Genomic DNA, 24,766 nt, shown 5'->3' with positions numbered 1-24,766 from the left:
GGGTCCTTGGCCGCTTCCTCCAAAGCATCTTGGTTTGCAGCTGCCTGTTATCCTTCGGAGTGAATGGGAATACTTTGATTCGTACCCCTGTTTATCCAGATCCTTCTCATGTCCATGCCGGGTACGATCAATCGAGTACAGTTCGGGTAAGTATATATGATGCGGTTTATTAGTAAAAGGAGGTTGCACTCATGTTGGAAGAAAACAGACCGATGCCGGCAGAAGAAGGCTTGGATCATAGTTTAGCTTTTCTTAAAGAAGGCTATTTGTACATCACAAACCGAACCCTCGGATTTCAATCGGATGTATTCGAGACGCGTTTGCTTGGCGAACGGGCCATTTGCATGCGCGGGGAAGAAGCCGCCAGGCTGTTTTATGACGAGAACAAATTTATCCGGTTCGGTGCAGCACCCAAACGCGTGATCAAAACGCTGTTCGGTGAAAACGGGGTTCAAACGCTGGACGGCGAAGCCCATCGCCACCGGAAAGCGATGTTCATGTCTCTCATGTCCGACGAAGCGATGCAGCGAATGCGGGGGCTGACCCGAAAATATTGGGAGATTGCAGCGAAAAACTTTGAAACGCGGAAAGAAGTCGAGATTTACGAGGAAGCCAAAGAATTGTTATGCCGGGTTGCCTGCGAATGGGCTGGAGTTCCGCTTGAACCGGAAGAGGTACGAGAGAAGACGAGCTGGATCGGCGCGTTGTTCGAATCTCCCGCCTCCATTGGAATCACTTATATGAAAGGCCGGAACGCCAGAACCAAGGCGGAGTCCTGGATCAGCGGCCTGATTGAGGACGTGCGCGCCAACCGTTTCACAGCGCCGGAACATTCGGCACTGGCCGTCATCTCTTTTCACCGGGATCTGAATGGCCAGCTGCTTGACTTAAAAATTGCCGCCGTGGAAATGCTGAACATTATTCGTCCGATCGTCGCCGTTTCCATTTACATCGCCTTTACCGCACTGGCCGTCATTCAGCAGCCTGAAGAGCGGGAAAAGCTGGCCGGATCGGATGAAGTGCGGCTTGGCCACTTTATCCAGGAGGTCCGCCGCTTCTATCCTTTCTTCCCCGTGACGGCAGCACGGGTGGCAGAGGATTTTGTCTGGAACGGTTATCGGTTTGAGCAAGGGACGTTAACCATGCTGGACCTGTACGGCACCAATCACCACCCGGACTTGTGGGACAAGCCGGAGAAGTTTATGCCGGATCGATTTCAACATTGGAGAGGATCCCCTTTCAGGTTTATTCCTCAAGGCGGAGGAGATCATGATACAGGGCACCGGTGCGCCGGTGAATGGCTAACCCTGGAAATCATGAAGGAGAGCCTCGACTTCTTGGCCAACCGGATGAGCTATGACGTGCCACAGCAGGATTTAAGCTACAGCTTCAGCGATATTCCGTCGCTGCCCCACAGCAACATTGTCATTCAGAACGTCCGAAGTGTTTAGATGAATTTACTTCTGTGACACAGCCCATGCTTTCCCTGAACAGAGAAAAAGCCGCAGCATTGCGGCTTTTTAACTTGCGTCAGAATGATCATTATCGGGGTCCATCGCCCAAGGACCTGGATTCACATGGCAGCCAGACCTCTTTTTTGCGTAATGACTTAGCGCTGTTTCCAATCGATTTTGCCCAGAATGCGCAGCACGCTGCGGACAAGCATTTGGCAGCTGCCCATGATGAACAGCCACACGCCTGCCGTTTGCGTCGACTCCTGAAAAAACAGCATGCTGCCGCTGATGTAGCACAGCGAAATGATGATGTCGCTCGCGATCCGCAGAACCTTGCCGGGTTCATGGACCACAAGCCGGTGGTGCCGGAACTTGACCACCCAATGCCAATGATGTTCATCCGTCTTAAGCTGCTCAAACTCCATGAGATGATGCCGGATAATAAATCAGCTCCTTTCGTAACACAAAGAGGACTGCCTGCACAGGAGCCCGCATCTTTTTATAAGAAAGTGCGTTTTATTTCATTACCCGCCCCATCCTTCATGAATCAATCCCATAAGCCGTTAATAAAACGTACCCACACCGCAGTAATTTTTAGATATAGGCAAATTTTACTCCTAAATGGAAATCTGTTCGGATATGATGAAAGTAATTCTTATGGAAAGGGTGTTTTCTATGAAAAAAATCGCCGTCTTACCTACAAACGGGAGGGCGACTATACTTTAACCCTCCTGCATTACGGGAGGAATCCAATTGAATTCCAGAATCAAAAAATTCATTTCCTACTATAGACCCTACAAGGGACTGTTTGCCGCCGATATGGCATGCGCTTTTATTTTGTCGGCGATTACGCTTGTTCTTCCGCTCGGCGTCCGCTACATTACCTCCGAGCTGCTTGACGCTGCCCATTCTGACTCGCTGTCCCAAATCTATGAGGTCGGTGCAGGGATGCTCGCATTGGTCATTCTCCATATTGCCTGCGAGGTGTTCGTGGATTACAAAGGCCACATGATGGGCGCGATGATGGAAGGCGACATGAGAAGCGAACTGTTCGAGCATCTGCAGAAGCTTTCGTTCCGTTTTTACGACGAACAAAAAACCGGCCAGCTGATGACCCGGACCACAAACGATATTTTATCCCTTGCCGAGCTGTACCATCACGGACCGGAGGACCTGCTCATCTCGATCTTGAAATTTACCGGTGCGTTTATCATTTTGATCGCAATCGACGTTAAGCTGACCTTAATTGTCTTTCTATTTTTGCCGGTGATGGCTGCGTACGCGTTTTATTTTAACCGGGAAATGAATGCGGCCCTGCGAATCAGCCGGGACCGGATCGGGGACATCAACGAGCAGGTGGAAGACTCCCTCGCCGGTATCCGTGTGGTCAAATCGTTTACGAACGAGCACGTGGAGATCCGCAAATTTGCCCGGGCCAATGCCCGCTTTCTCCAGAGCCGGAGCGACGGGTACAAGAGCGAAGCCATTTTCTCCGGCGGAATGATCGGCTTTACACAGCTGATTAACGTGGCCGTTATCGTCTTCGGCGGTGCCGCTATCCTCCACTCGTCGATGCAGCTTCCGGACTTGCTGACCTTCTTTTTATGCATCGGCATTCTGATCGAGCCCATTCAGCGGATGGTGAATTTCGCAAGGCTGTATCAGGAAGGTATGACGGGGTTTGACCGGTTCATGGAGATTATGGAGGTAGAGCCGGATATCTGCGACGCGCCAGGGGCGGCAGAACTCGGCCATGCCGAAGGCAAGGTGGAATTCCGGCAGGTCTCCTTCAAGTATAAAGATGATCACCGGGAAGTGCTGACCGACCTGTCTCTTACCATCGAAGCCGGCGAATACGTAGCCATCGTCGGTCCGTCCGGCGTCGGGAAAACGACGCTGTGCTCCTTGATCCCCCGGTTTTATGAAGTCAGCGGAGGAACCATTCTTTTGGATGGCAAAGACATCCGCGGATTAACTTTGCGGTCCCTCCGGCGGAACATTGGCATCGTCCAGCAGGATATCTATTTATTTGCTGGCACAGTTATGGATAATATCCGTTACGGCAACGTGGAGGCGACCCGCGAGGAAGTTATCGAGGCGGCGAAAAAGGCCCATGCCCATGATTTCATTATGGGGCTGCCGGACGGCTATGATACCGACATCGGCCAGCGCGGAATCAAGTTATCCGGCGGTCAGAAGCAGCGGCTCAGCATTGCACGCGTGTTTCTCAAAAATCCGCCCGTGATCATCTTTGATGAGGCCACCAGTTCGCTTGACAACGACAGCGAGCAGGCGGTACAGTCGTCGCTGGAGAGGCTGTCCGACAACCGTACGACGTTGGTGATCGCCCACCGGCTGTCTACGGTCCGGAATGCACAGCGGATCATCGTGCTGACCGATGACGGAATTGCGGAACAGGGAACGCATGAAGAGCTTTTGGCACTGGGCGGCACCTATGCGCATTTATATAACATGCAGCTTAAGTTGTGACCGGCTGCTCCCCTACAAAAAAACCATCCAGTCCAACAGGGATTTCTCCCTGAGGCTTTGGATGGTTTTTGCTGCTTCAGACTATTCTTCGTAAATTTTGGTGAGCATTTGGCCCAGCTCCTGCAGCGCCTGCTCTTCCTGCTCACCGTCGGCTTCCAGCCGGATTTCATCGCCGGCGGCAATGCCCAGGGTCAACAGCCCGAGGGAGCTTTTGCCGTTGGCTTTTTTCTCGCCTTTGAACAGCGTAACTTTACAAGGAAACGTATTTGCCTTCTCTACGAACAGTTTCGAAGGGCGGGCATGAAAACCTTGCGGGTGGATGACGGTAAAAGTTTGGGATACCATAGCTTATGCTTCACTCCTTAGTTGTTGGTTGACAAAATCAAGCACCTCTTGCTGGGTGCTCATGCCGATCGCCTGCTCGGCCAAACCTGCCCATTCCTCTCTGGACAAGCGGGAAATCAGTTCTCTGGCCGGGAGTACGGACGAGGCGCTCATGCTGAATTCATACAGTCCGAGGCCGAGAAGAAGCGGAATCGCTGCCGAATCTCCGGCCATTTCGCCGCACATGCCGGCCCATTTGCCGTGGCGGTTAGCTGCCTGGATCACAAGCTGCACCAGACGGAGAATCGACGGATGATGAGGCTGATACAGATAAGCGACCGATTCGTTCATCCGGTCCGCCGCCATCGTGTACTGAATCAGGTCGTTCGTGCCTATGCTGAAAAAGTCCACTTCCTTCGCCAACACATCGGCGGCGATCGCTGCAGCGGGAATTTCGATCATAATGCCGACTTCAAGCGTATCGGACACCTTCGTGCCCTCCTGCTCGAGCTTGGCACGTTCTTCCGCCAGAATCCGCTTCGCCTCACGAAGCTCACCCAGGACGGCGATCATCGGGAACATAATGGCTAGCTTGCCGTGCATGCTGGCCCGGAGCAGCGCCCGAAGCTGGGTGCGGAACAAATCCTCCTTATCCAGGCATAAACGGATGGCCCGCTGGCCCAGAAACGGATTCATCTCTTTCGGCAGCTGCAGGTAAGGCAGCTCTTTATCGCCGCCGATATCCAGTGTACGGATGACGACGCGCTTGCCGTTCATTTTCTCCAATACATGCTTGTAGACGGAATACTGCTCTTCTTCGGAAGGGAACGAGCTGCGTCCCATATACAGAAATTCGGTACGGAACAAGCCAATGCCGTCCGCCCCGTTCGCCAGTACCTTCTCCAGATCGTCAATGCCGCCGATATTGCTGGCCAGCTCCACCTGAACGCCGTCAGCGGTGACCGACGGCCGGTCCACATAGCTGCGCATGCGGGTCTTATACTCTTCATATTCTGCCTTACGAGCGGAATATTCGCGGAGCTGCTCCTCCGACGGATTGACGATGACCTGCCCGGCCGTAGCGTCAAGAATGATCATATCCCCCGTCCGAATCGCAGAAGCATCCGCACCGGTCCCGACGACGGCAGCCAGCTCCAGGGAGCGGGCCATGATGGCGGAATGCGACGTCCGGCTTCCGATCTCCGTGACGAAGCCCCGGACGAATTCCAGATTTAACTGGGCCGTATCCGACGGGGTCAAGTCTTTGGCAATCAGAATCGTTTCGGCGCTCAGCTCGGACAGCGCGCTGTGCTCCCGTCCCTCCAGCTTGCTGATGACCCGTCCCGTGATATCCTTAACGTCTGCCGCGCGTTCCCGCAGCATCTCGTTATCCATGGACTGCAGCGCTTCGATGATGCTGGAAGCCACTTCGTACAGGGCATATTCCGCATTGACGCCGTCGCTCTCAATCTGGTCCAGTGTCGTGTCGATCAGGTCCGGGTCGTCCAATAGAAACAGGTGAGCTTCAAAAATCTCGGCCTTCTGCGGTCCAAGCCGCTCCAGCGTCGTTTCCCGGATCCGGTCGATATCAGCCTTGGCCGCATCCACGGCGCTGCGAAGACGCTGTTGCTCAGCAGCAGGATCGTCGACCTTTCTCTGCTGCGGGATGGACTCCTCCGCTTCCAGCCGGTACGCTTTGGCAATGGCGATGCCCGGTGATGCGGGCACGCCGGTCAGCAGTTGGCTCATGGGCCATACCTCCTTATTTTACGTTGGAATTCATCTATCGTGAACATGCTAGTTTCGATCGATTATTGATGATTGTAGGCCTTCAACACTTTCTCGGTCAGCGTATGGTCTGGATCCAGACCGCTTACTTCGGCAAAAGCCTGGCGGACGCCTTGATCCGCGATCATGCCCTGCAGCTTGACAGCCTCCGGATCTTCCGCGAAGTCGAATTTAAGAGCCAGCGCCATAACCTCGGTCAAATGCTCGAAAGCACCGCCCTGCTCCCAGGCACGAAGCGCCGGCCGGACCAAGCGGTCATCCGGGGACAGCTTACGGATCGGCGACCGGCCGACCCGGACAACCTCGTCGCTCAAATACGGATTACGGAAGCGGTCCATGATCGTGCGGATATAGTTCTCATGCTCCGCAGGATCAAAGCCGTAAGCACGCACGAGCATGCTTCCCGTTTCCTGAAGGGCACCGGTAACCAGCCCGGCGACTTCCTCGTCCTTCATCGCTTCCTGGATGGTCGAATACCCTTTCCGGTATCCGGCATAAGCCGCGCTGCAGTGACCGGTATTTACTGTGAAAAGCTTGCGCTCAATATACGGAATCAAGTCGTCAACGTAATGAACGCCTTGGATTTCCTGGGAGCCGGAGAACATTTGGGATCGATTGATCACCCATTCGTAGAACGGCTCCACCGTGACAGCTAGCGGATCCTCATGATGCTGCAGCGGCACGATACGGTCTACCGCAGAATCCGGGAAGGCTGCAAAAGAAGCCGCTTTTTGCTGCTCTTCGAGCGACAAATGGCCCATGACATGTTCTCTCAGCTGGGTGCTGGCGCCGATGGCGTTCTCGCAGGCAATGACATGCAGCGGAGCTGCTCCGCGTTCCATCCGAAGCTTCAAACCAGCTGCAATCCCCGGGGCGATATGTTTCAGAATGTTCACTCCTACAGCCGTCGTAACCATATCGGCGGAAGTCACTGCTTCTGCCACCGCTGCGGGATCCCGGCCGTCAATGGCGTTCACGCCCTCTACCGGGATTTGCTTCCCGCTCTCGTCGGCAATGGTAACCGTGTAAGAACCGCGCTGCTGGATCGTTTGCACCAACGACTCGTTCACATCGGAAAATACGACCTCGTAACCCGACTGCGACAGCAGCAAGCCGATAAATCCCCTTCCGATATTGCCTGCGCCGAAATGTAGGGCCTTCATTCTTCCATCCCTCTTTCAAAGATGCTCAAAATTTCCTCGGCGGTCTTCGCCGTACGGATGCCTTCCATGCTGTCCTCATCCGAGCAAACCATGGCGACGCTGGTCAAAATGTCCATATGCTCACCGTTCTGGGCGGCAATCCCGACGACGAGTACCGCCGGCTCATCCCCGCCAAAATCGACCCCATCCGGAATTTGCAGCACGGCCAATCCGGTCGACTTGATCATTCCTTTGGCTTCGTTGGTCCCATGGGGAATGGCCAGGCCTGCGCCCATATAAGTGGACAAGGCATTTTCGCGTTCAATCATCTTATCGACATATTCCTGTTCCACATGTCCGGCATCAACCAGCATTTGTCCGGCAATGCGAATGGCCTCATACTTGTCGGACACTTTAACGTTCACTCGAATTTGATCTGCGGATAAAATACTCATGATGATCACTCTCTTTCCAATTTGTTTTTTAAGTATGCGCGGAGATGGGCGGACATTAGTTCCCTGATGCGCCCTTCATCCCCCTCCGCAAGGGCTTCAATCATATCCGTGTCCAGCAGTGTTGCGCTGATTTCGCTCAGCACCTCCAGGGTTTCCCGCTCGAGCTGCCGCGGAGCCAGCATCAGTAAAAAGCGCGACAGCTCAACGTCACCTGAGTCATCCAGCCTGAGCCGCTGATCCAGTTCAAAGAGCATCAATGCCGGCCGTTTCACCGCATCGCTGCGCGTATGAAACAGCGCCAGCTCCGTGCCGGGAATCAGCTGGGTCCCGTGCTGTTCCCGCTGCAGCAGCAGAGCTGCGACCGCTTCCGGGTCCAGAATCACGTCCCTGAGCATCGGCGCTGAGCAGGCGATAAGCAGCCATTGATCAAGGCTCGGCTGCCCTTCGATCCGCAGCGGCAGCACGCGAAAAGCTTCCAGGAGCTCAATGCTTTGCTGGAGGGTTTGGTGCAATGAACGCAAGCCGTCAATATCGGCTGTGCCGGCCGCTTCTCGGCGTCCGGCAGGCCAATCTCTCAGCTCAGGTGCCAAATCCTCCAGTAATCCCGGCAGCGGCTCGGCATCCGCTGATAACGCGTCCGGCAGGGGCTTCACGCCGCGGTGCCGGATATAATCCCGGAGCTTCTCCGCTTCAGACGGGGTAAGCAGCGGGCTCAGCTTCAAATATTGTTCCTCCGGCAGCGGCAAATCGACGGTACTGATGATCAAATCATAGTCCGTTCTCGGTATCCTTGCGGCCTCATACCATGAAGCCTGTTCGACGATTTGGAGCTGCGGAAATTCTTTACGCAGCCGAACTGCCAGCATTTTCGAAGAACCGATCCCGCTCGTGCATACGATCACCGCTCGCATATGCTGAGGGATCTGGCCGATCCGCTCCCGCGCGGCTCCAAAATGCATCACCAGAAAAGCGATCTCCTCGTCCGGGATGCGGACAGAAGGAAAAACGGCGTCAGCTGCCTGCCGGACCCGGCCGAACAGCTCGGCATAGTCCTTGCGGATCGTATCCAGCAGAGGATTCCGGATCCGCTGCCCTGCTGTGATTCGTTCCATCGCCGCTTTCAGATGCATGAACAAACCGTCCCGAAGGGAGCGGTCAGCGGTGTAGTCGTTCGCATCCAGTTCCCTCATTTTACGGATGAGCGACCGGACGGTCCCGGCAAGCTCCAAATCGTCCGCCGGCAGCATTCCTGTCGAATGAGCCAGAGCTCTTTCAAGAAGTTCTGCGGTATACCTCACTTCAGCAAGCGGATATTCCATTTTCAGAACTTGACCCAGCTCATCGCATAAAAGTTTGGCAGACTTTAATTTATGGTCTTGAGCCGGCATAGCGGATGGCCGGTCAAACCGCCGCAGATTGATGAGGCGGTCGGCTTCCGCTTCAGTGACCGTGATGCCCTTGCGAATGCGGGCTGCCGCGATGGACAACCGGATCAGCAGATCGGTATAGGCTTCCTCACTGAAGGATTCTTCCTGATGCCGCTCCTCCCACTTCCATAAGGTTTCTTCGATCACCGAAATGCGGTCCGCCCCGGCCATTGAGACGATTCGGGCATCCACAGGATGATGCGGATTCTGCTCCGAGTACCCGATAAGCGACAAGTCATCCAGCCGGAAGCGGACGAGCGTACGAATCGCCTCGCGGATCAGAGGCTCCGAGCCGGTAATTTCCACTCCATAGCCTCGCCGGCGGATCAGCAGCAAGCCTTGTTTGCCGATCCAGTCGGTCAAATCGTCCAGATCTGCTCCTACAGTCGGTACCGTGACCTTCATCTCGTGGGCAAGCGTAAACAGCTTCACCGGTTCCCGCGAACCAAGCAGCCGGGCAAGGAGGTATACCTGCCGCTCATCCGCCGAATATTCGATCTCGGCGGGCATGAGCAGCTCCGAGCGGACTTGTTCCATCTGAGAAGGGTCACCTTCTACACTGAGGCCGGAACCGGCTTTCCGGTGAAGCGTAATCCCGTGCCGATGCAGATAGCTCTCGACCGTGTCCAGCTCCCTGTGCACCGTCCGCGGGCTGACCCGAATGCTGCTGGCGATTTCGGCAACCGTACTCTCCGAAGGGCTGCGCAGCAGCAAATCCAAGATCTGTCTTACACGGTGTGACAATTCCATGCCCCTTAGCCTCCATAACGACCGCAAAAGGCGCTTGGATGCCGGCCCATATGCCCGCATCCATTCGCCTCAAGCGTTTTTATAGTTATTTCAAGCGTTCGACAAGCTCGTCATATTCCGGACTCTTCAGGAAGTTGTCGATGGAAATATGCTCTGCTTGCGGCGCTACGCCGCGAGCACGGTCTGTCAACGTTTTATGCGTGACAACGATATCCGCGTCGGACGGAATGTCGCTGATCGCCGTGTTCGTGACCTCGATCGGCGATCCGGCGGCTTTCATCTTCTTGCGAAGGATGGAAGCGCCCATGGCGCTGGAGCCCATGCCGGCGTCGCAGGCGAAGACGATTTTGTGAACCTCGTCTTTGCTCTTCTGCCCTTCAGCCGTGCTTGCCGCCGAAGGAGCCGTTGCTTCTTTCGCCCCTTCTGCCGCAGCGGCCGCCGCAGCAGCCGGAGTTCCTGCAGCTTTCATGTCTTTCATACGTTTCGTTGCTTCTTCAAGATCGTCCTGGTCTTCTTCCGTCTTCTTGCTGGTTTTCAGCAGAAGCGCAGCCACGACGAAGGATACGATCGCAGCGGTGATGACCCCGCTCAGTACGGGTAGGATTTCTCCCCGCGGCGCCATGGCCAGGTAAGCGATGATGCTGCCCGGAGATGGCGGGCCAACGAGTCCCGCGTTCAGCAGCGAGAACGTAAATGTGCCTGTCACGCCGCCGGCCATTGCCGCCAGAATGAGGCGTGGGTTCATCAGAATGTACGGGAAGTAAATTTCATGAATCCCGCCAAAGAAGTGAATGATCGCCGCACCCGGTGCGGATTGACGGGCGGATCCCCGGCCTACGATCATGTAAGCAAGCAGGATGCCGAGTCCGGGACCCGGGTTCGATTCAAGCATGAACAGGATGGATTTGCCGGCAGTCTGCGCTTGTTCAATCGCGATCGGGCTCAACACCCCGTGATTGATAGCGTTGTTCAGGAACAGCACCTTCGCCGGCTCGATCAAAATGTTGACGAGCGGAATGAGGTGGTGGTGAACCAGAAACTCAACGCCGGAGGAAAGCACGTTGGTGACGGCTTCGATGATGCGTCCCACGATCGAATATGCGATCAGGACGAGTACGCCGCCGATAATGCCGAGCGAGAAGTTGTTGACCAGCATTTCGAAGCCGGACTTGATTTTGCCTTCGACGGCTCTGTCAAACTGTTTGAGCACCCAGGCAGCTCCTGGACCGACGGCCATCGCGCCGAGGAACATCGGAATGTCGGTTCCGATAATGACGCCCATCGTGACCAGGGCGCCGATCACGCCGCCGCGCTGCTTGTGCACCATCGTACCGCCGGTGTATCCGATCAGCAGCGGGAGCAGGTACTTGATCATCGGGTCGACCAGCTTCGCGAGATACTCGTTTGGAATCCAGCCGGTCGGTATGAACAGTGCCGTGATCAAGCCCCACGCGATGAACGCTCCGATGTTCGGCATGACCATGCCGCTCAGGAAGCGCCCGAATTTTTGAACTCCGACCCGGGCGGCACCGGATGCGGAGGAAGATGTGGATTGCGCCATGAGGATAACCTCCTTGTAAACTTTTGTCGAACGGTATTTTGCAATACGTCGTTCGTCCTATATCCATCCTAGCCGACATCAACCTGACACTCAATAAAATGAAAACGCTATATTGTCAGGAGCCCTGATGACAAAACTTTATGAATCCCGCCTAAACCCTTGATGTATCAGGCTTTTGCAGACCCGGTGAGGATGGCGTGCTGGGGAAACATACGGGCTAAGTTCACTCCGTTCAGCTGTGACTGCATTCGTTTAATCTGTAATTTTCCCAGATTAAGTTTTCCTTTCTGGAACCTGATCATGGGTAGCTTTTCCCATTAAGTGGACCTGATTCAGAAATTACCGATTTTTCACAAAATAAGAAAAACGTCTATCGACGTACCTTCACAGAAGACAGACCGCGTCTAAAGGAAGTTTTTCTTGCAATATCAGGAAGCCATGGCTCTGGAGTTTATACATTCTGATATTATAAGAAAAACGTCTATCGACGTACCTTCACAGACGACAGACCGCGTCTAAAGGAAGTTTTTCTTGCAATATCAGGAAGCCATGGCTCTGGAGTTTATACTTTCTGATATTATAAAAAAAACGTCTATCGACATACCTTCACAGAAGACAGACCGCGTCTAAAGGAAGTTTTTCTTGCAATATCAGGGAGCCATGGCTCTGGAGTTTATACTTTCTGATATTATAAAAAAAACGTCTATCGACGTACCTTCACAGAAGACAGACCGCCTCTAAAGGAAGTTTTTCTTGCAATATCGAAACCATGGCTCTGGAGTTTATACTTTCTGATATTAAAAAAAGCGCCCTGGTATAGGGCGCTAGCGTGCGTATGTGTTGGCCATATCCGGCATGAAAGATGTCATCTCCCAAAAAGCCATCCGCCATTGACGTTCAGAATTTCTCCAGTGACATAAGATGCATCCGGCGAAATCAAGTATAAGACCGCGGCAGCTACCTCGTCCGGCGTCCCCGGACGCCCGGCGGGAATATTCGGGATCAGCTGCTGCAGTTTATCCTCACGGTGGCCAAAACCGGTATCCGTAATCAAGCCTGGAGCCACGGCATTCACCGTTATCCCTTTGACGCTCAGCTCTCGGGCTGCAGCGTACGTAAGGCCATGGAGCCCGGATTTCGAGGCGGCGTATGCCAGGGACCCGGGGCCGCTTCCACCTGTAAACGCCCCGATCGAGCTGATATTGACGATCCTGCCGCCCGGACTTGCCAAATATGGCGCTGCGGCAGCCGTCATCAAAAATGCCCCCTTCAAGTTCACGCCAATAATGTCATCCCAGAACCGTTCGGAATCTTCAAGAGGCACTCCGGTAGAAACGGCCTCACCCATGAACCCCGCATTGTTAATCACGATATCTAAACGTCCGTTTTGGTGGACTACCTCCTCGACGGCCCGCTGTACATCTTCACGGCGGCGTACATCCGCTTGTACCCATGAAGCGCCTTCGCCAAGCCGCTTACAAGCTTCCCTCAGGGAAGCTTGGTGTCTCCCAAGGATCATGACACCGATTTCTTCTTGTATGAGTCGTTGAGCAATCGAGAATCCGATTCCACTGCTTCCGCCAGTTACGATCGCTGTACGTTTCATTGGAGTCATCTTGATCACCTTTCCCTTCGCCATGTGTGTGACATTGGATGAATTCTATTGTAATATCAATCCGATCATAAGCGAAATATCGGTTTTATATTTCTGTAATAAGTTTTACTTATTAAAAAAGAGACTTGGAGGATCGTTATGGAACTGCGGCAGCTCAAATATTTCGTCACTTTGGCCGAGGAACTGCACTTCGGACGTGCAGCCGATCGGGTGGGAATCGCCCAGCCTGCACTTAGTCAGCAGATTCGCCAGCTCGAACAGGAGCTAGGCGGGGCCTTGTTTATCCGTACCAAACGAAGTGTTTCGCTGACAGCGGCCGGAAGTTTATTTTATGAGGAAGCCAGAAACTTGCTCCACCACGCGGATCGTGCCGTGGATAAGGTTAGCCGCGCATTTTCGGGGATGATCGGAGAACTTAGGATCGGATTCGTGGAATCCGCAACTTGGGACATTCTTCCTCAGGTCATTTCGGCGTACCGTCAAAAATATCCCGAAGTCCAAATCACACCATGCCATTTACATTCATCTTCCCAAATCGAAGCTCTGTTGGATGGCACGCTTAGCATCGGTATTACAGGCATTCCCGTGAACGAGCCGCTTCTTATGTCCTACTCCATCCGGAGCGAGCCTTTCTGGGTCGCACTCCCTCCCGAACATCCTTTGGGTAACCGCCATACTGTGCATATCGGCGAATTAAGCAGGGAATCGTTTATTACTACCAACCGGGAAGTAGGAAAGGTTTATTACGATACCATGATTCAAGTATGCATGGAGGCAGGGTTCAGTCCAGCCATTGTTCAAACGGCCGACGAAATGCATACGTTGTTGTCGCTCGTTTCATCGGGTCTCGGCATTGCCCTGATTCATGAATCTGCCCGGCATTTGCGCACCGATCTCACATATAAGCCTGTACTTGGAGTTAGCCAATCCGCATACAGGATGTCTTTTGTATGGAAAAAGGACCCCCTCTCTCCTCTTCTCCGAGGCTTCCTGGATACCATGCAAAAGCTCTACCCGCAGCAGGATCACTAATTTGGAAAAAAATAGTTTGCAGCGCTTTACATCGATAACTGTTTTTGTTACAGTTTATTTGAAGATATACAACTAATTCGGGAAAGGAAGTCGGAATAAATGAAAATTGCGATTATCGGTGCTGGAAATATCGGCGGAAATCTCGCCCGCCGCCTGACCAAACTCGGACATGAGGTGTCCATCGCCAATTCGAGAGGCCCACAAACCTTGGCTGCACTTGCCGAAGAAACGGGAGCAGCACCCAAGGAAGTCACGGAAGTGGCGCAGGGCGCAGAAGTGGTCATTGTGACGATTCCACAGAAAAACATTCCTGACCTTCCTGCCGGAATCCTCGACCATACCGCACCGAATGCCGCGATTATCGATACGGGGAACTATTACCCTCGCCAGCGCGACGGTCTCATTGCAGAAATTGAAGCAGGCCTGCCGGAGAGCCGCTGGGTGGAACAGCATCTGAAGCGCCCGGTGAACAAAGCTTTTAACGGCATATCCGCCCAAAATCTGCTGGAACGCGGCCTGCCGAAGGGCAGCCCTGGACGTTTGGCGCTGCCGGTGGCTGGAGACGATCCCGCCTCTAAGCAGGTCGTGCTTGACCTGATTGAAGAACTTGGCTTTGACGCCATCGACGCCGGGGGACTGGATGAGTCCTGGCGCCAGCAGCCGGGTACGCCAAGCTACCGCGAGCACGACGCCGACAGCCTTCGCCAAGCGCTCGCGGAAGCCAGCCCCGAGCGCCCGGCGGAGTTTAGAGCTTGATCGGCATATAAACAGAACAAAAATCCCCTTAGTCTCCACCTAACGGAGACAAGGGGATTTTTTCTTTTATGCTGGTATCGGATTACCTTGCCGAAGACTATACAAACACTTTTTCAAAAGCCGGAAAGCCCGCTTCCCGTCCCGGATAGTTCACTTCGCCCCGCTGATCGTAGCCGAGGCCCCGGTACAGCTTGAGGGCCGGCGCGTTTTTGGCGTATGTATCAAGCCGGATGCTCTTGTATCCATTCTCTTGGGCAAAGTGTTCCGCAAAAGCAACCAGCTTACGAGCGATTCCTTGTCCCTGGGCCATTGGATCCACAGCGATCCGGTGCATCATCAGATGCGGCCCTTCCGTCTCCGTCCAAGGTATCTTGTCATACTGCTCATCTTGATGTTGATCCAGCACCATGATACCAAGAATCCGTCCGTCGCCTTCCGCTGCGAACAGCGTCCCCCGGCTCAGATCTTCCCCGATGACATCCCGGTTCGGATACTCGTCGTCCCATTGGTCGCTGCCGCCTTCTTGCATGACCTGAACGCATCTGGAGATCAATTGCATGATCTCTTCCATCTCATCTCTCCGGCCTGTTCGAATTTGAATATTCAAAGCTTGCACCATCCTCGTCCTTTCGAAAATCTAACCTCAATGCTCATATCCGGCATAATCGATTTCGAGGAACTGGCTCACTTCCTGATCCCAACGGTCCCTCACAAAAGCCACGTGCTGCGGATGAGCGTTATAGGCTTCATAATCTGCCCGGCTGTCAAACTTCATGGAAAAACCAAAGTCATAAGTATTCTTGGGGCTGATTTCCCGGAATACTTGAAATTCCTTTACCGTAGGAATCGAGCTGAGCGCAGCCCTGCCGTCCTCCAGAAATCGCTGTTCAGCGGACGAACCCTTCTCATGCTTGAGCGAAAAGATGACCGAATGGATGATTGCGTCGTCTTTCACGTTAACACTCCTTTTTTCATCGAAATGACAAACGAGTCTTTTACTATTATAAAGGCTAACCAAAGAGATGGACAGCTTCAAAGCATCCCGGTTCATGGGGATTCACAATCTTCACAGAGGTCTGCAGCTGTCGCGCACCGCTAACCGATGACCCAAAATGATATCTTCCGCTGTTCGCTTTTCTCCTGCAATGAACTGAAGCAGCGTTTCGACCGTCACCTCGCCCATTCGCTGAATGGGCTGCTCCATAGACGTGATCCGCGGCCGGACGAGCTCCGTCATCTGGCTTCCGTCAAAGCCGATCACCGAAATATCCTCAGGAACCTTCAGGCCGTGATCGATGATGCAGTTGACCGCCCCGATCGCCATATCGTCGCTGACGGCAAAGACCGCCGTCGGTTTAGTTTTGTAACGAAGGAACTCACCCATCAGTGCATAGCCGCTGTTCACCTTGTAATCGCCGAAACGGACCAGTTCATGGACAAATCTAATTCCATGGTCCGCCAAAGCATTCCGGTACCCGCTGTACCGGTTTTGGCCGGAGGTCATATCCCGCATGTCCCCGCCGATAAAAGCAATCTGCTTATGCCCGAGTCCGATTAAATATGTCGTTGCGTCATAAGCTGCGGCATAATCGTCCACGATGACCGATACGAAGGATTGGTCCATCGGCTTCACGCTGGAGAAGATGACGGGAATTTTTAATTTCTCGATAAAATTCCGGATATCCTCATTGATCTTCTCGTGCATGATAATGATGCCTTCCACGCGCATTTCCTTGAAAATGTTCAGGTATTTGAACTCCTTGTCAATGTCCTCGCTGATATTGCAGACGAGCAGATTATAATGATTGGAAGCAGCGGTCTGCTCGATGGAGCTCAGAATGGTCGAATAAAAGCTGGAGGTCAGATCCGGCACGATGACCCCCAGCAGATTGGTTTTGTTCCTGACCAGGCTTCTGGCAATATGGCTTGGCGCATAACCCAGGTCTTCAATGGCCTGGTTGACGCGGTCCTTCAGTTCTTCCCTGACGTATTTTTCCCCGTTTAAAACACGGGAAACCGTTGTCGTAGAGACACCGGCCCGTTTGGCAACATCCTTGATTTTAACGCTCATACCCATCTCATCCCTAACGCTGATTAATGAACAAGGGTTGAGAGAACGCCGCATAGCCTCCTTCAATATAGGCGCTGACGCGGACATACCCTTCGTCTCCCATACACGAATAAGTCACTTCCGTAATCCGTCCCGTTTCCTCATGCAGCACCCTGCCGTCTTTCCCAAACAAGGTCACGTATTTATACATCCGATCCAGCAGTTTGTTCGACTTCAGGCGGATGCAGATCTGACGATCTTCGGTCTGAATCGATTCAAAACCAAAACCAGTGGAGACATAAAAACTGCCGCTTCGGATCGCGCTGAGAATGGACTGCTGCGAATTTTCTTCGGCAAGCACGATGTTCCAGGCCTGCTTCTCTTGTCCGTACACATGGGAATCGTCGTTTCCGAAGCCCCATACCCGCCGTCCAGCCGAAAGCATCGCATCCCATTTATCAAACGCGATATCGTATTCGATGTTCCCGTCCCCGTTGTAAACCTCGATTCCGGTCACCCGCTCCATTTGCAGCATGTCCTCCAGGTTCCAGTAATTCGAAAAATACCGGTTCGGATGCACGAGAACGCAGATTCCGCCATTATCCAAGGTTACATCAGCAAGCCTTTGGTAATTTCCTATCGAAAACTCACTGCTGTAGCCCTCCATTATGGAACGTGGAGGTGCAACGAGAAGCATGTGAGGCTGGCGGCTGCTGACCTCGATCGCTTCAAAAACCGTGGGGATGCCGCATTCTCCAGCCAAATCAGTCATTTTGTCATGATCCGAAATCGCGATAAAATCATAATCGGCGTACATCCGATATACCGTTTCCAGTGGAAACCAGCCGTCGCTGTTGTTGGTATGATTATGAAAACTCCCGCGAAGCCACGTTCCTCTTTTATCATAAGGGTTTTCGATGCGCATGCCAAATCCTCCCTGGTTAATCATCGTTCTGCAATTATTCCTTAATCGAACCGATCATGACGCCTTGGGCAAAATACTTTTGAATAAACGGATAGATGATGATGATCGGCGCTACGACAATGATAATCGTGGCCATCTTCATGGAATCGCCCGTTACCTGCATTTTCTCCAGCGCGTCATATTGGTTCATGCCTGCGGCGGATTCCAGCTTGCTGCGCATCGCTTCCGCCCGCGTGAGCATCTCTTGCAGCAGTGTCGATAGCGGCCGCAATTTTGCCGAACGGACATAAAAAGCGCCCGTAAACCAGTCGTTCCAGTGACCGACGGCGTTGAACAACGCGATGACAGCGATCACCGGCTTGCTGAGCGGCAGTATGATCCGCATAAAGATGGCGAAGTCATTGTAACCGTCCATCCGCGCAGACTCTTCCAGGCTGGGATGAATTTGCTGAAAGAACGTTCGCATGATGATCAGGTTCCAGGCGCTGTACAAGCTCGGGATAATATATACCCAGATCGTATTGGTCAAATGCAGCGATTTCAGCAGCATATAATACGGGATCATTCCCCCGCTGAACAGCATCGTAAAGAAGATCAGCAGCGTGAAGAAGCGTACTCCGGGCATCGTTCTGCTCTTCAGCGCATAGGCGCCCATCGCGGTCAGAAATACGCTCGCGACCGTGCCGACCACGGTTCGAAACAGCGAGATGCCGAAAGCCGTTACGATATTCGAGGAGGCGAACACCTCCTTGAAATTTTGGATCGACCATACCCGGGGCCAGAAGTAAATCCCGCCGCGCTCCGCATCCTTCCCTGCGTTGAAGGAGAGCGCCAATATGTTCAAAAACGGCAGGACGATGGACAGGCACAGCAGCGTGATCAGCAGGTAGATTACGAAGATATATACTCTTTCACCCAGCGGCGTCCGGTAAAATGGCTTCATCCGCATGATCCTCCCATTTAGAATTTCAAATGCGTTTTAGCGTCGGCATTTTTCTGTTTCAACAGATCAAGGAACGCCTGCAGTCCGGAGGCATCCAGCTGCTTGGAAGCGGAGTCCAGGATCTTCTTCGCCTCATCCAGGTTTTTCGCATAATACGCCCGAATCAGACTGTCGTCATAATTTTCGAACGCCGCCTTCAGCTCGGTTCCCTGATCAAATTCTCCGATGAAAGATAAAGGTGTGTAGCCGTCCACAACATTCGCTTGTTTGCGTTTGTCATCCCAGCCCCAGTAATCGGCGATTTTCAGCGCCCCCGCATTCACTTCCGGAGCAACCGCGTCGCCGTACTCCATTTCCCCGAAGTCGGCCATCCGGTCAATATCCGTCGATCCCAGCAGCTCACCCCAATAGTTGCCGACACCCGCAAAGCCAAGCTTCTTCGCTTCCTCGGGATTGTTTTGCTTCAAATCCAAAATATCTTTGTTGGCCAGAGGGTTCCCCTTGGCATCCAGGGTGTAATCCCTTCCTTCAATCCCGTACTGCCACAGCAGCTTACCTTCCCGGCTTGCCAGGAAGTCCGCCAGCTTCATGATGTCTTCCGGATCTTTGGTCGTTGCCGGAATCGCCCAGGCCGAGTATCCGGATTTATAATCGACCTGCATTTGATACGGACGGTCAACGTAATTGATCGGTCCCAGCGGCAGGTAATGCATATCGCGGTTAAATTCCTGATAATTGTGCATATCTCCGATAATTCCCCACGTTCCATTCAGGGCGCCTTCCGTCGCCCGGCTTTCGTCCATCGTGAAAAATTCGGGATGCAGCAGTTTCTCGCTCAGGAGCTTTTGCACATACTCAACTTTTTTTAATGCATATTCGGTCTGACTTTCATGCAAAATGTTACCTCCTGCATCCTTATTGATCCGCTGGTCGGCGCTGCCCCACTCCAGGTCGTTAAACAAAGCGCCGACCTCCTTGCCTCCCCAGTAAGAAGGACCGATCGGAACGACGTCCTTGCCGTTCTTGTCCTTGAACCCGCCTGCCCTGATCTTTTGCGCCAGCTCATACAGCTTCTGGGTCGTATCAATCGTGCGCGGATCCACGTGCAGAGCGTCGGCAATATCCTTGCGGATATAAGGACCACCGGCATATTTACGCGTCGAGTACCCGCCTTGTCTGGCGATGTTCATATGGACGAAATAGGACGATCCGCCGAACTCCGGCCGGAACATGACCCCATACTTCGTATCAAGCGGTAGGTAGTCGTCCTGCAGATATTTGCTGTAGATCTTCGTGTCCTTCATCAGCGGCGTGAGGTCCGTAAACATTTGCTCTCTGGCCGCTTTCAGCACGACCTGCATTTCGGGCCGGCCGCTGTTGTTAAGATAGAACGTTATAAAATCGGGCAGGTCGTTCGACGCCAGCCCTGCAATGAGTCCGTCGATGGAATGGTCCGCCACCATGATTTCGATTTCCAGGTCAATACCTGTCATCTCTTTCAGCTTGGCCTTGATTTCCGCATTCATATCCTCCGTGTAGTCATCCGTCCCCATAAAGACCAGCCCTTTTACTTTGCGGTCCGCAATCCAGGTCGCAGGGTGATTACCCGTACCCGCATCCTGATTAGCCGCCGTCGGTTCGCTGTTTGGACCGCCTGAATCATTTCCGCTGCACCCAACTAGAAGCATGGAGGCGATCAGCGGCATGGACAACATTTTGAACCACGTTTTCCCTTTCAGCATTTCGGCATCCCTCTTTTCAAATCATTGGTTAATGGCCTTTCCCTGTCTTTACATGGATGCAATCATGGATGTAATCATAGTTGGCAATCATAGATGGCAATCATGGATGTAATCATAGTTGGCAATCATGGATGGCAATCATAGATGGCAATCATAGATGCAAGAATGCTGTTGCAAAGCATATGGTATCGCTACCATACTGACGTGTCAGAAACTCTTCTTGAGATACGGTTGGCAGTAACGACAAGGATCAATCCGATCAAGCCCTGCATTAATCCTACGGCCGTTGCATATCCGTATTGGCCGCCCTGAAGACCGATGCGAATGACATAAGTATCCAAAATTTCAGAGAGCTGCATGTTTCCCGGGGTTCTCAGGAGGTACAGCTGATCGAATCCGGCGGACAAAATATTACCCAGTGATAGAATGAACAAAATGAGAATCGTTGGACGGATGGAAGGGAGTGTGATGTACCAATGCTCCTTCCACTTGTTCGCCCCGTCGATTTTGGCCGCCTCGTACATATCCGGGTTGACGCCGGCGATCGCCGCCAGATAGATAATGGAGTCCCATCCGATGGTCTTCCATAAATGGCTGCCGAACATAATGGAATAGAAATAATTCGGTTCCATCATATAAAAGGTGCTTCCGTCCCCGCCGAAATAAGACACGATCTGGTTGAGCAATCCGTTATCCGGAGCTAGCAGGCGTTGAGCAAGCCCCACGACCACGACCCAGGACAAAAAATGCGGGAGATAGGCGATACTCTGGGCAATGCTGCGAAAATAACGGTTGCGGATCTCGTTGAACATCAAGGCCAGAAGGATCGGAAAAGGCAGGCCGATAAACAGCTTCATGCAGGAGATGATCAAGGTGTTCTTGATGAGCATTGCGCTCTGATAATCATTGAAAAAACGCTCAAAGTACTTCAGACCGACCCACGGGCTTCCGAGGATTCCCGTATTGAACTTGTATTCCTTGAAGGCTAAGATCAGGCCGACCATCGGTATGTAGGAAAATATGATAAAAAAAGCGAGGCAAGGAAGCAGCATGATGTAGAGGTATTTATGCAGAAGAATGTTTTTCCATCGTTTGCCGGGTGTCTTTCCAGGTACAGCTGCTGTTTTCACCTGGGTTTGCATGGACTGGGATCACCTTCTTTTTTGTGGATGATTGCTGATGAACCGAAGCGGTGTCTTGGATGCCGCCCATCACTCTTAACCGATGTCATGATCACTGCATATCTGTTATCCTAAGGCTCAATCCCCCCTTTTTACTATAAGAATGGCTTTTCATCTCGGCTTTAATTGGAATATAGTCTCTCAAGATGAGGAGTAAATCAAAAACGGTTGCACTTTTTGTAAAATATTACATTTCTTCGGCTAAAACCAAGAGCAAATCCAATCACGATACGATTGTTGGCATCGATATCTAAATCGTTATTCAGTGTGTATGGTATCGATACCATATTGAGACTCTTCACTCCTTCTTAAAGCCAAGTAACATAAGCTTGAAGCGAAACGGGCTTTGGACTCTCCCCCTAGGAACAGTGTCGTAACCTGGGACTGGAAATGTGAGGTAAGCGCTTTACCTTGAGGAAATTATAATCTACTCCGGCATGAAAGCGCAATCATTATTTTTGTAATAAAATGTCTATGTTTGTAAAATGGTTGGAACTGCCTCCTTAGTCGGGGAAATGCGATGGGATCATCGCGAGCACAAAGGGGATTCAACAACAAAAAAAGCGCCGTTACACGGCGCTGGTTGTTCCACGGACCACGAGTTCCGGCAGCAGAACCAGGCGCTGCTTGGAGGGCTTGCTTCCGTCGATTTCTCCAGTGATCAGCTGGACGATTTCTTTTCCCATTTGCTGAACGGGCTGGGCCACCGAAGTGAGCGGCGGATCGATAATCGTCGCCAGCACTGTGTTGTCAAAGCCAACGACCGAAACATCCTCAGGTACGCGCAAGCCAAGCTCCCGGGCAGCCTGCACGACTCCGATTGCCAGCAAATCGTTGCATCCGAAGATGGCGCTTGGCGGGTTGGCCCCGCTGAGCAGCTCCTTGGCTGTCGCCTTCCCTCCCTCTACATTGAACGGACTGACCGCCACCAAATTCTCGTCGTAAGGGATTCCTGCTTCTTCAAGCGCTTTCCGGTAACCACGAACCCGTTCCTTCGAGCTCATCACAGCCAAGTCCTCCGCAATCACGGCAATGTTCCGGTGTCCGAGCCCAGTCAAGTGAGACGCAGCCAGATAGCCGCCTAAGTAATCGTCCACGAGCACTGTATCCACTGCAAGCAGCGGCATCTCCCGCGCGATGACGGCAACCGGAAGCTTGTATTTCATCAGCTGCTTCATCATGGCGTCGTTGCGGGCGCCAGTGGCGATGATGATCCCGTCGGCGCTCTTTTGCCGGAGAACGTTGATGTACCTTTCTTCCCGGGTCAAGTCGTTGTCGGTGCTGCAAATGACCAGGCTGTATCCAAGCTCGTGGGCATGATCTTCAATGCTGCGGGCCAGCTCGGCAAAAAACGGGTTCGCGATATCCGGGATCAGGAGCCCGAGCGAATACGTCCTTTTCTTGGTCAATGCGGAGGCGACGACGCTCGGCTGGTAGTCAATCCGTTTCATCACGTCCTGCACATGCTTTCTTGTCTTGTCGCTGATCCGGCCGGTCTGGTTGATGACCTTGGATACCGTGGCAATGGACACGCCGGCTTCCCGGGCGATATCGTATATCGTCGCCACCCTCGTCCCCCCTTCCTTAACGCTGCTCTGTACTCTAAGTATAGGGAAAGTTCCAGTCTGTGGCAATTTGCTCCATGATCAATAGCGGGCCACAACCATTTTCTTTCGGGTGTAGAATTCCACCCCGTCTTTGCCGTTGGCGTGAAGGTCTCCGTAAAAGGATTTTTTGTAGCCGGAGAACGGAAAAAATGCCATGGGTGCCGGTACGCCTACATTGACCCCGAGCATGCCGGCGTCGATCGATTCCCTAAACTCTCGAATCGCTTTGGCGCTGTCCGTGTAGATACAGGCCCCATTGGCAAACTCGGACTTGTTGGCAATCGCTACGGCTTCCTGAAGGCTGTTTACCCGAACGACCTGAAGTACAGGCGCAAAGATTTCGTCCGTCCAAATGTTCATACCGGGAGCGGCGTGGTCAAAGATGGTCGGGCCAAGAAAATAACCTTCTGCGTTGGCCAAGGCATGATCCCTTCCGTCCAATACAAGTTGCGCCCCCTCCTGTACTCCCTTCTCAATATATCCAATGGTCCGGTTCTTATGGGCGTCCCGGATCACGGGTCCCAGAAAGGCATCCGGTTCCATACCGTCGCCTACGGGGAGATTCTTGGCGGCTTCGGCAAGTCCGCTCACCAGCTCATCGGCGATATCGCCGACGGCCACGACGACCGAGCAGGCCATGCAGCGTTCGCCTGCGGAGCCGAAAGCCGCGCTTGTGATCTCTTTGACCGCCAGCTTGAGATCGGCATCCGGCATGACGATGGAATGATTTTTTGCTCCGCCGAGCGCTTGTACCCGTTTACCGTGAGCTGCTGCCGTCTTGTACACGTACTCGGCCACAGGCTGGGATCCGACAAACGAAATCGCCTTGACGTCTTTGTGCTCAAGCAGGCCGTTAACGACGTCGTGCGCACCGTGAACGATGTTGAACACACCATCCGGGAGCCCGGCTTCCTGGAGCAGCTCCGCCAGCCGGTTCGCGAGCAGCGGCGTCCGTTCGGACGGCTTCAGCACGAAGGTGTTGCCGCATACGATCGCTAGCGGGAACATCCAGCTCGGCACCATCATCGGAAAGTTAAACGGCGTGATGCCACCGACGACGCCGATCGGATAACGGTACATGGCCGACTCCAGTCCAGAGGCAATATCAGGCAGGTTGCTGCCCATCAGCAGCGTCGGAGCGCCGGCGGCGAACTCTACACATTCGATACCGCGCAGCACCTCGCCGTATGCTTCCTGGTAGCTCTTGCCGTTTTCCAGCGTAATCATCCGGGCAAGCTCTTCCCAGTGTTCCGTCAAGAGCTGCTGGAACTTGAACATGATCCGTGCCCGGCGCGGCACCGGGGTGCCGCTCCAGGACGGAAACGCCTCCGCCGCCGAGGAAACGGCGCGGTTCAGATCGTCCAGGGTGGATAAGGGAACGCGGGCGATCTCTTCCCCGGTGGCCGGATTATAGACCGGCTCCGATCTTCCTCCGTTCGAAGGAACCCACCGGCCCCCGACGTAGTTGTGAAGCTGCTGCACTTGATCTTGCACTTGATCCGTCATGTAGATACCTCCATCGTT

The 24,766-nt window shown here is 53.2% G+C and carries 21 protein-coding genes; 4 read left to right on the top strand and 17 right to left on the bottom strand.

What is annotated here, in order from left to right; genetic code table 11:
- Window positions 1-194: 194 nt before the first annotated feature.
- Complete coding sequence (gene cypC / locus BCV73_RS10540) at window positions 195-1,451, top strand: CYP152 family fatty-acid peroxygenase CypC (protein ID WP_481855834.1); 1,257 nt, start codon at window positions 195-197, stop codon at window positions 1,449-1,451.
- 158 nt (window positions 1,452-1,609) lie between these two features.
- On the opposite strand, the gene BCV73_RS10535 is transcribed toward cypC, so the two are convergent.
- The gene (locus BCV73_RS10535) at window positions 1,610-1,879 is read right to left on the bottom strand and encodes a YrhK family protein (RefSeq protein WP_076166513.1); all 270 of its coding nucleotides are present in this window, start codon (window positions 1,877-1,879) and stop codon (window positions 1,610-1,612) included.
- A 328-nt stretch (window positions 1,880-2,207) separates the two neighbouring features.
- Between BCV73_RS10535 and BCV73_RS10530 the strand changes: the two genes are divergently transcribed.
- Window positions 2,208-3,944 (top strand): ABC transporter ATP-binding protein, encoded by a 1,737-nt coding sequence (locus BCV73_RS10530; protein WP_089547055.1) that lies wholly within the window; start codon window positions 2,208-2,210, stop codon window positions 3,942-3,944.
- A gap of 81 nt (window positions 3,945-4,025) precedes the next feature.
- On the opposite strand, the gene BCV73_RS10525 is transcribed toward BCV73_RS10530, so the two are convergent.
- The 7 genes from BCV73_RS10525 to BCV73_RS10495 all read right to left on the bottom strand — a co-directional run bounded on the left by BCV73_RS10525 (window position 4,026) and on the right by BCV73_RS10495 (window position 12,997).
- Window positions 4,026-4,289, bottom strand: a complete 264-nt coding sequence (locus BCV73_RS10525) for an HPr family phosphocarrier protein (RefSeq protein WP_076166519.1) — start codon at window positions 4,287-4,289, stop codon at window positions 4,026-4,028.
- 3 nt (window positions 4,290-4,292) lie between these two features.
- Window positions 4,293-6,017: a phosphoenolpyruvate--protein phosphotransferase gene (ptsP, locus tag BCV73_RS10520; protein WP_089547054.1), complete on the bottom strand. Its 1,725-nt coding sequence runs from the start codon at window positions 6,015-6,017 to the stop codon at window positions 4,293-4,295.
- Between the two features lie 62 nt (window positions 6,018-6,079).
- Complete coding sequence (locus BCV73_RS10515; RefSeq protein ID WP_089547053.1) at window positions 6,080-7,219, bottom strand: mannitol-1-phosphate 5-dehydrogenase; 1,140 nt, start codon at window positions 7,217-7,219, stop codon at window positions 6,080-6,082.
- Window positions 7,216-7,653, bottom strand: coding sequence for a PTS mannitol transporter subunit IIA (locus BCV73_RS10510; protein WP_089547052.1), 438 nt, complete (start codon window positions 7,651-7,653; stop codon window positions 7,216-7,218). The genes BCV73_RS10515 and BCV73_RS10510 overlap by 4 nt, the downstream gene beginning before the upstream one ends.
- A 5-nt stretch (window positions 7,654-7,658) precedes the next feature.
- Window positions 7,659-9,830, bottom strand: coding sequence for a BglG family transcription antiterminator (locus tag BCV73_RS10505; RefSeq protein WP_179231950.1), 2,172 nt, complete (start codon window positions 9,828-9,830; stop codon window positions 7,659-7,661).
- 85 nt (window positions 9,831-9,915) lie between these two features.
- The gene (locus BCV73_RS10500) at window positions 9,916-11,391 is read right to left on the bottom strand and encodes a PTS mannitol transporter subunit IIBC (protein ID WP_089547050.1); all 1,476 of its coding nucleotides are present in this window, start codon (window positions 11,389-11,391) and stop codon (window positions 9,916-9,918) included.
- Window positions 11,392-12,256: 865 nt separating this feature from the next.
- Window positions 12,257-12,997: an SDR family NAD(P)-dependent oxidoreductase gene (locus BCV73_RS10495; protein WP_218828124.1), complete on the bottom strand. Its 741-nt coding sequence runs from the start codon at window positions 12,995-12,997 to the stop codon at window positions 12,257-12,259.
- Window positions 12,998-13,144: 147 nt separating this feature from the next.
- Between BCV73_RS10495 and BCV73_RS10490 the strand changes: the two genes are divergently transcribed.
- A complete protein-coding gene (locus BCV73_RS10490; RefSeq protein WP_089547048.1) occupies window positions 13,145-14,038 on the top strand; it encodes a LysR family transcriptional regulator in 894 nt (297 codons plus the stop codon).
- Between the two features lie 99 nt (window positions 14,039-14,137).
- Entirely contained in the window at window positions 14,138-14,794 is a 657-nt protein-coding gene (locus BCV73_RS10485; protein WP_089547047.1) for an NADPH-dependent F420 reductase, read from the top strand.
- A gap of 97 nt (window positions 14,795-14,891) precedes the next feature.
- On the opposite strand, the gene BCV73_RS10480 is transcribed toward BCV73_RS10485, so the two are convergent.
- The 9 genes from BCV73_RS10480 to BCV73_RS10440 all read right to left on the bottom strand — a co-directional run bounded on the left by BCV73_RS10480 (window position 14,892) and on the right by BCV73_RS10440 (window position 24,748).
- Window positions 14,892-15,401 (bottom strand): GNAT family N-acetyltransferase, encoded by a 510-nt coding sequence (locus BCV73_RS10480; protein WP_089547046.1) that lies wholly within the window; start codon window positions 15,399-15,401, stop codon window positions 14,892-14,894.
- A 36-nt stretch (window positions 15,402-15,437) separates the two neighbouring features.
- Complete coding sequence (locus BCV73_RS10475; protein WP_089547045.1) at window positions 15,438-15,749, bottom strand: Dabb family protein; 312 nt, start codon at window positions 15,747-15,749, stop codon at window positions 15,438-15,440.
- 111 nt (window positions 15,750-15,860) lie between these two features.
- On the bottom strand, window positions 15,861-16,865 hold the full coding sequence (locus BCV73_RS10470) for a LacI family DNA-binding transcriptional regulator (protein WP_089547044.1): 1,005 nt from the start codon (window positions 16,863-16,865) through the stop codon (window positions 15,861-15,863).
- A 13-nt stretch (window positions 16,866-16,878) separates the two neighbouring features.
- Window positions 16,879-17,769 carry a CehA/McbA family metallohydrolase gene (locus BCV73_RS10465; protein WP_089547043.1) on the bottom strand — a complete coding sequence of 297 codons (891 nt, stop codon included), beginning with the start codon at window positions 17,767-17,769 and terminating at the stop codon, window positions 16,879-16,881.
- 34 nt (window positions 17,770-17,803) lie between these two features.
- Entirely contained in the window at window positions 17,804-18,712 is a 909-nt protein-coding gene (locus tag BCV73_RS10460) for a carbohydrate ABC transporter permease (protein ID WP_089547042.1), read from the bottom strand.
- A 17-nt stretch (window positions 18,713-18,729) separates the two neighbouring features.
- A complete protein-coding gene (locus BCV73_RS10455) occupies window positions 18,730-20,454 on the bottom strand; it encodes an extracellular solute-binding protein (RefSeq protein ID WP_089547041.1) in 1,725 nt (574 codons plus the stop codon).
- Between the two features lie 191 nt (window positions 20,455-20,645).
- The gene (locus tag BCV73_RS10450) at window positions 20,646-21,596 is read right to left on the bottom strand and encodes an ABC transporter permease (RefSeq protein WP_076166569.1); all 951 of its coding nucleotides are present in this window, start codon (window positions 21,594-21,596) and stop codon (window positions 20,646-20,648) included.
- 608 nt (window positions 21,597-22,204) lie between these two features.
- Window positions 22,205-23,203 (bottom strand): LacI family DNA-binding transcriptional regulator, encoded by a 999-nt coding sequence (locus tag BCV73_RS10445; protein ID WP_089547040.1) that lies wholly within the window; start codon window positions 23,201-23,203, stop codon window positions 22,205-22,207.
- A gap of 78 nt (window positions 23,204-23,281) precedes the next feature.
- Window positions 23,282-24,748, bottom strand: a complete 1,467-nt coding sequence (locus tag BCV73_RS10440) for a CoA-acylating methylmalonate-semialdehyde dehydrogenase (RefSeq protein WP_089547039.1) — start codon at window positions 24,746-24,748, stop codon at window positions 23,282-23,284.
- Window positions 24,749-24,766: the final 18 nt, after the last annotated feature.

This window comes from Paenibacillus sp. SSG-1 (genome assembly GCF_002224835.1).
GTDB classification, from domain to species: domain Bacteria; phylum Bacillota; class Bacilli; order Paenibacillales; family Paenibacillaceae; genus Paenibacillus_AQ; species Paenibacillus_AQ favisporus.
Note: the sequence above shows the minus strand (reverse complement) of the source record. Positions and strands in the feature narration are given on the sequence as shown.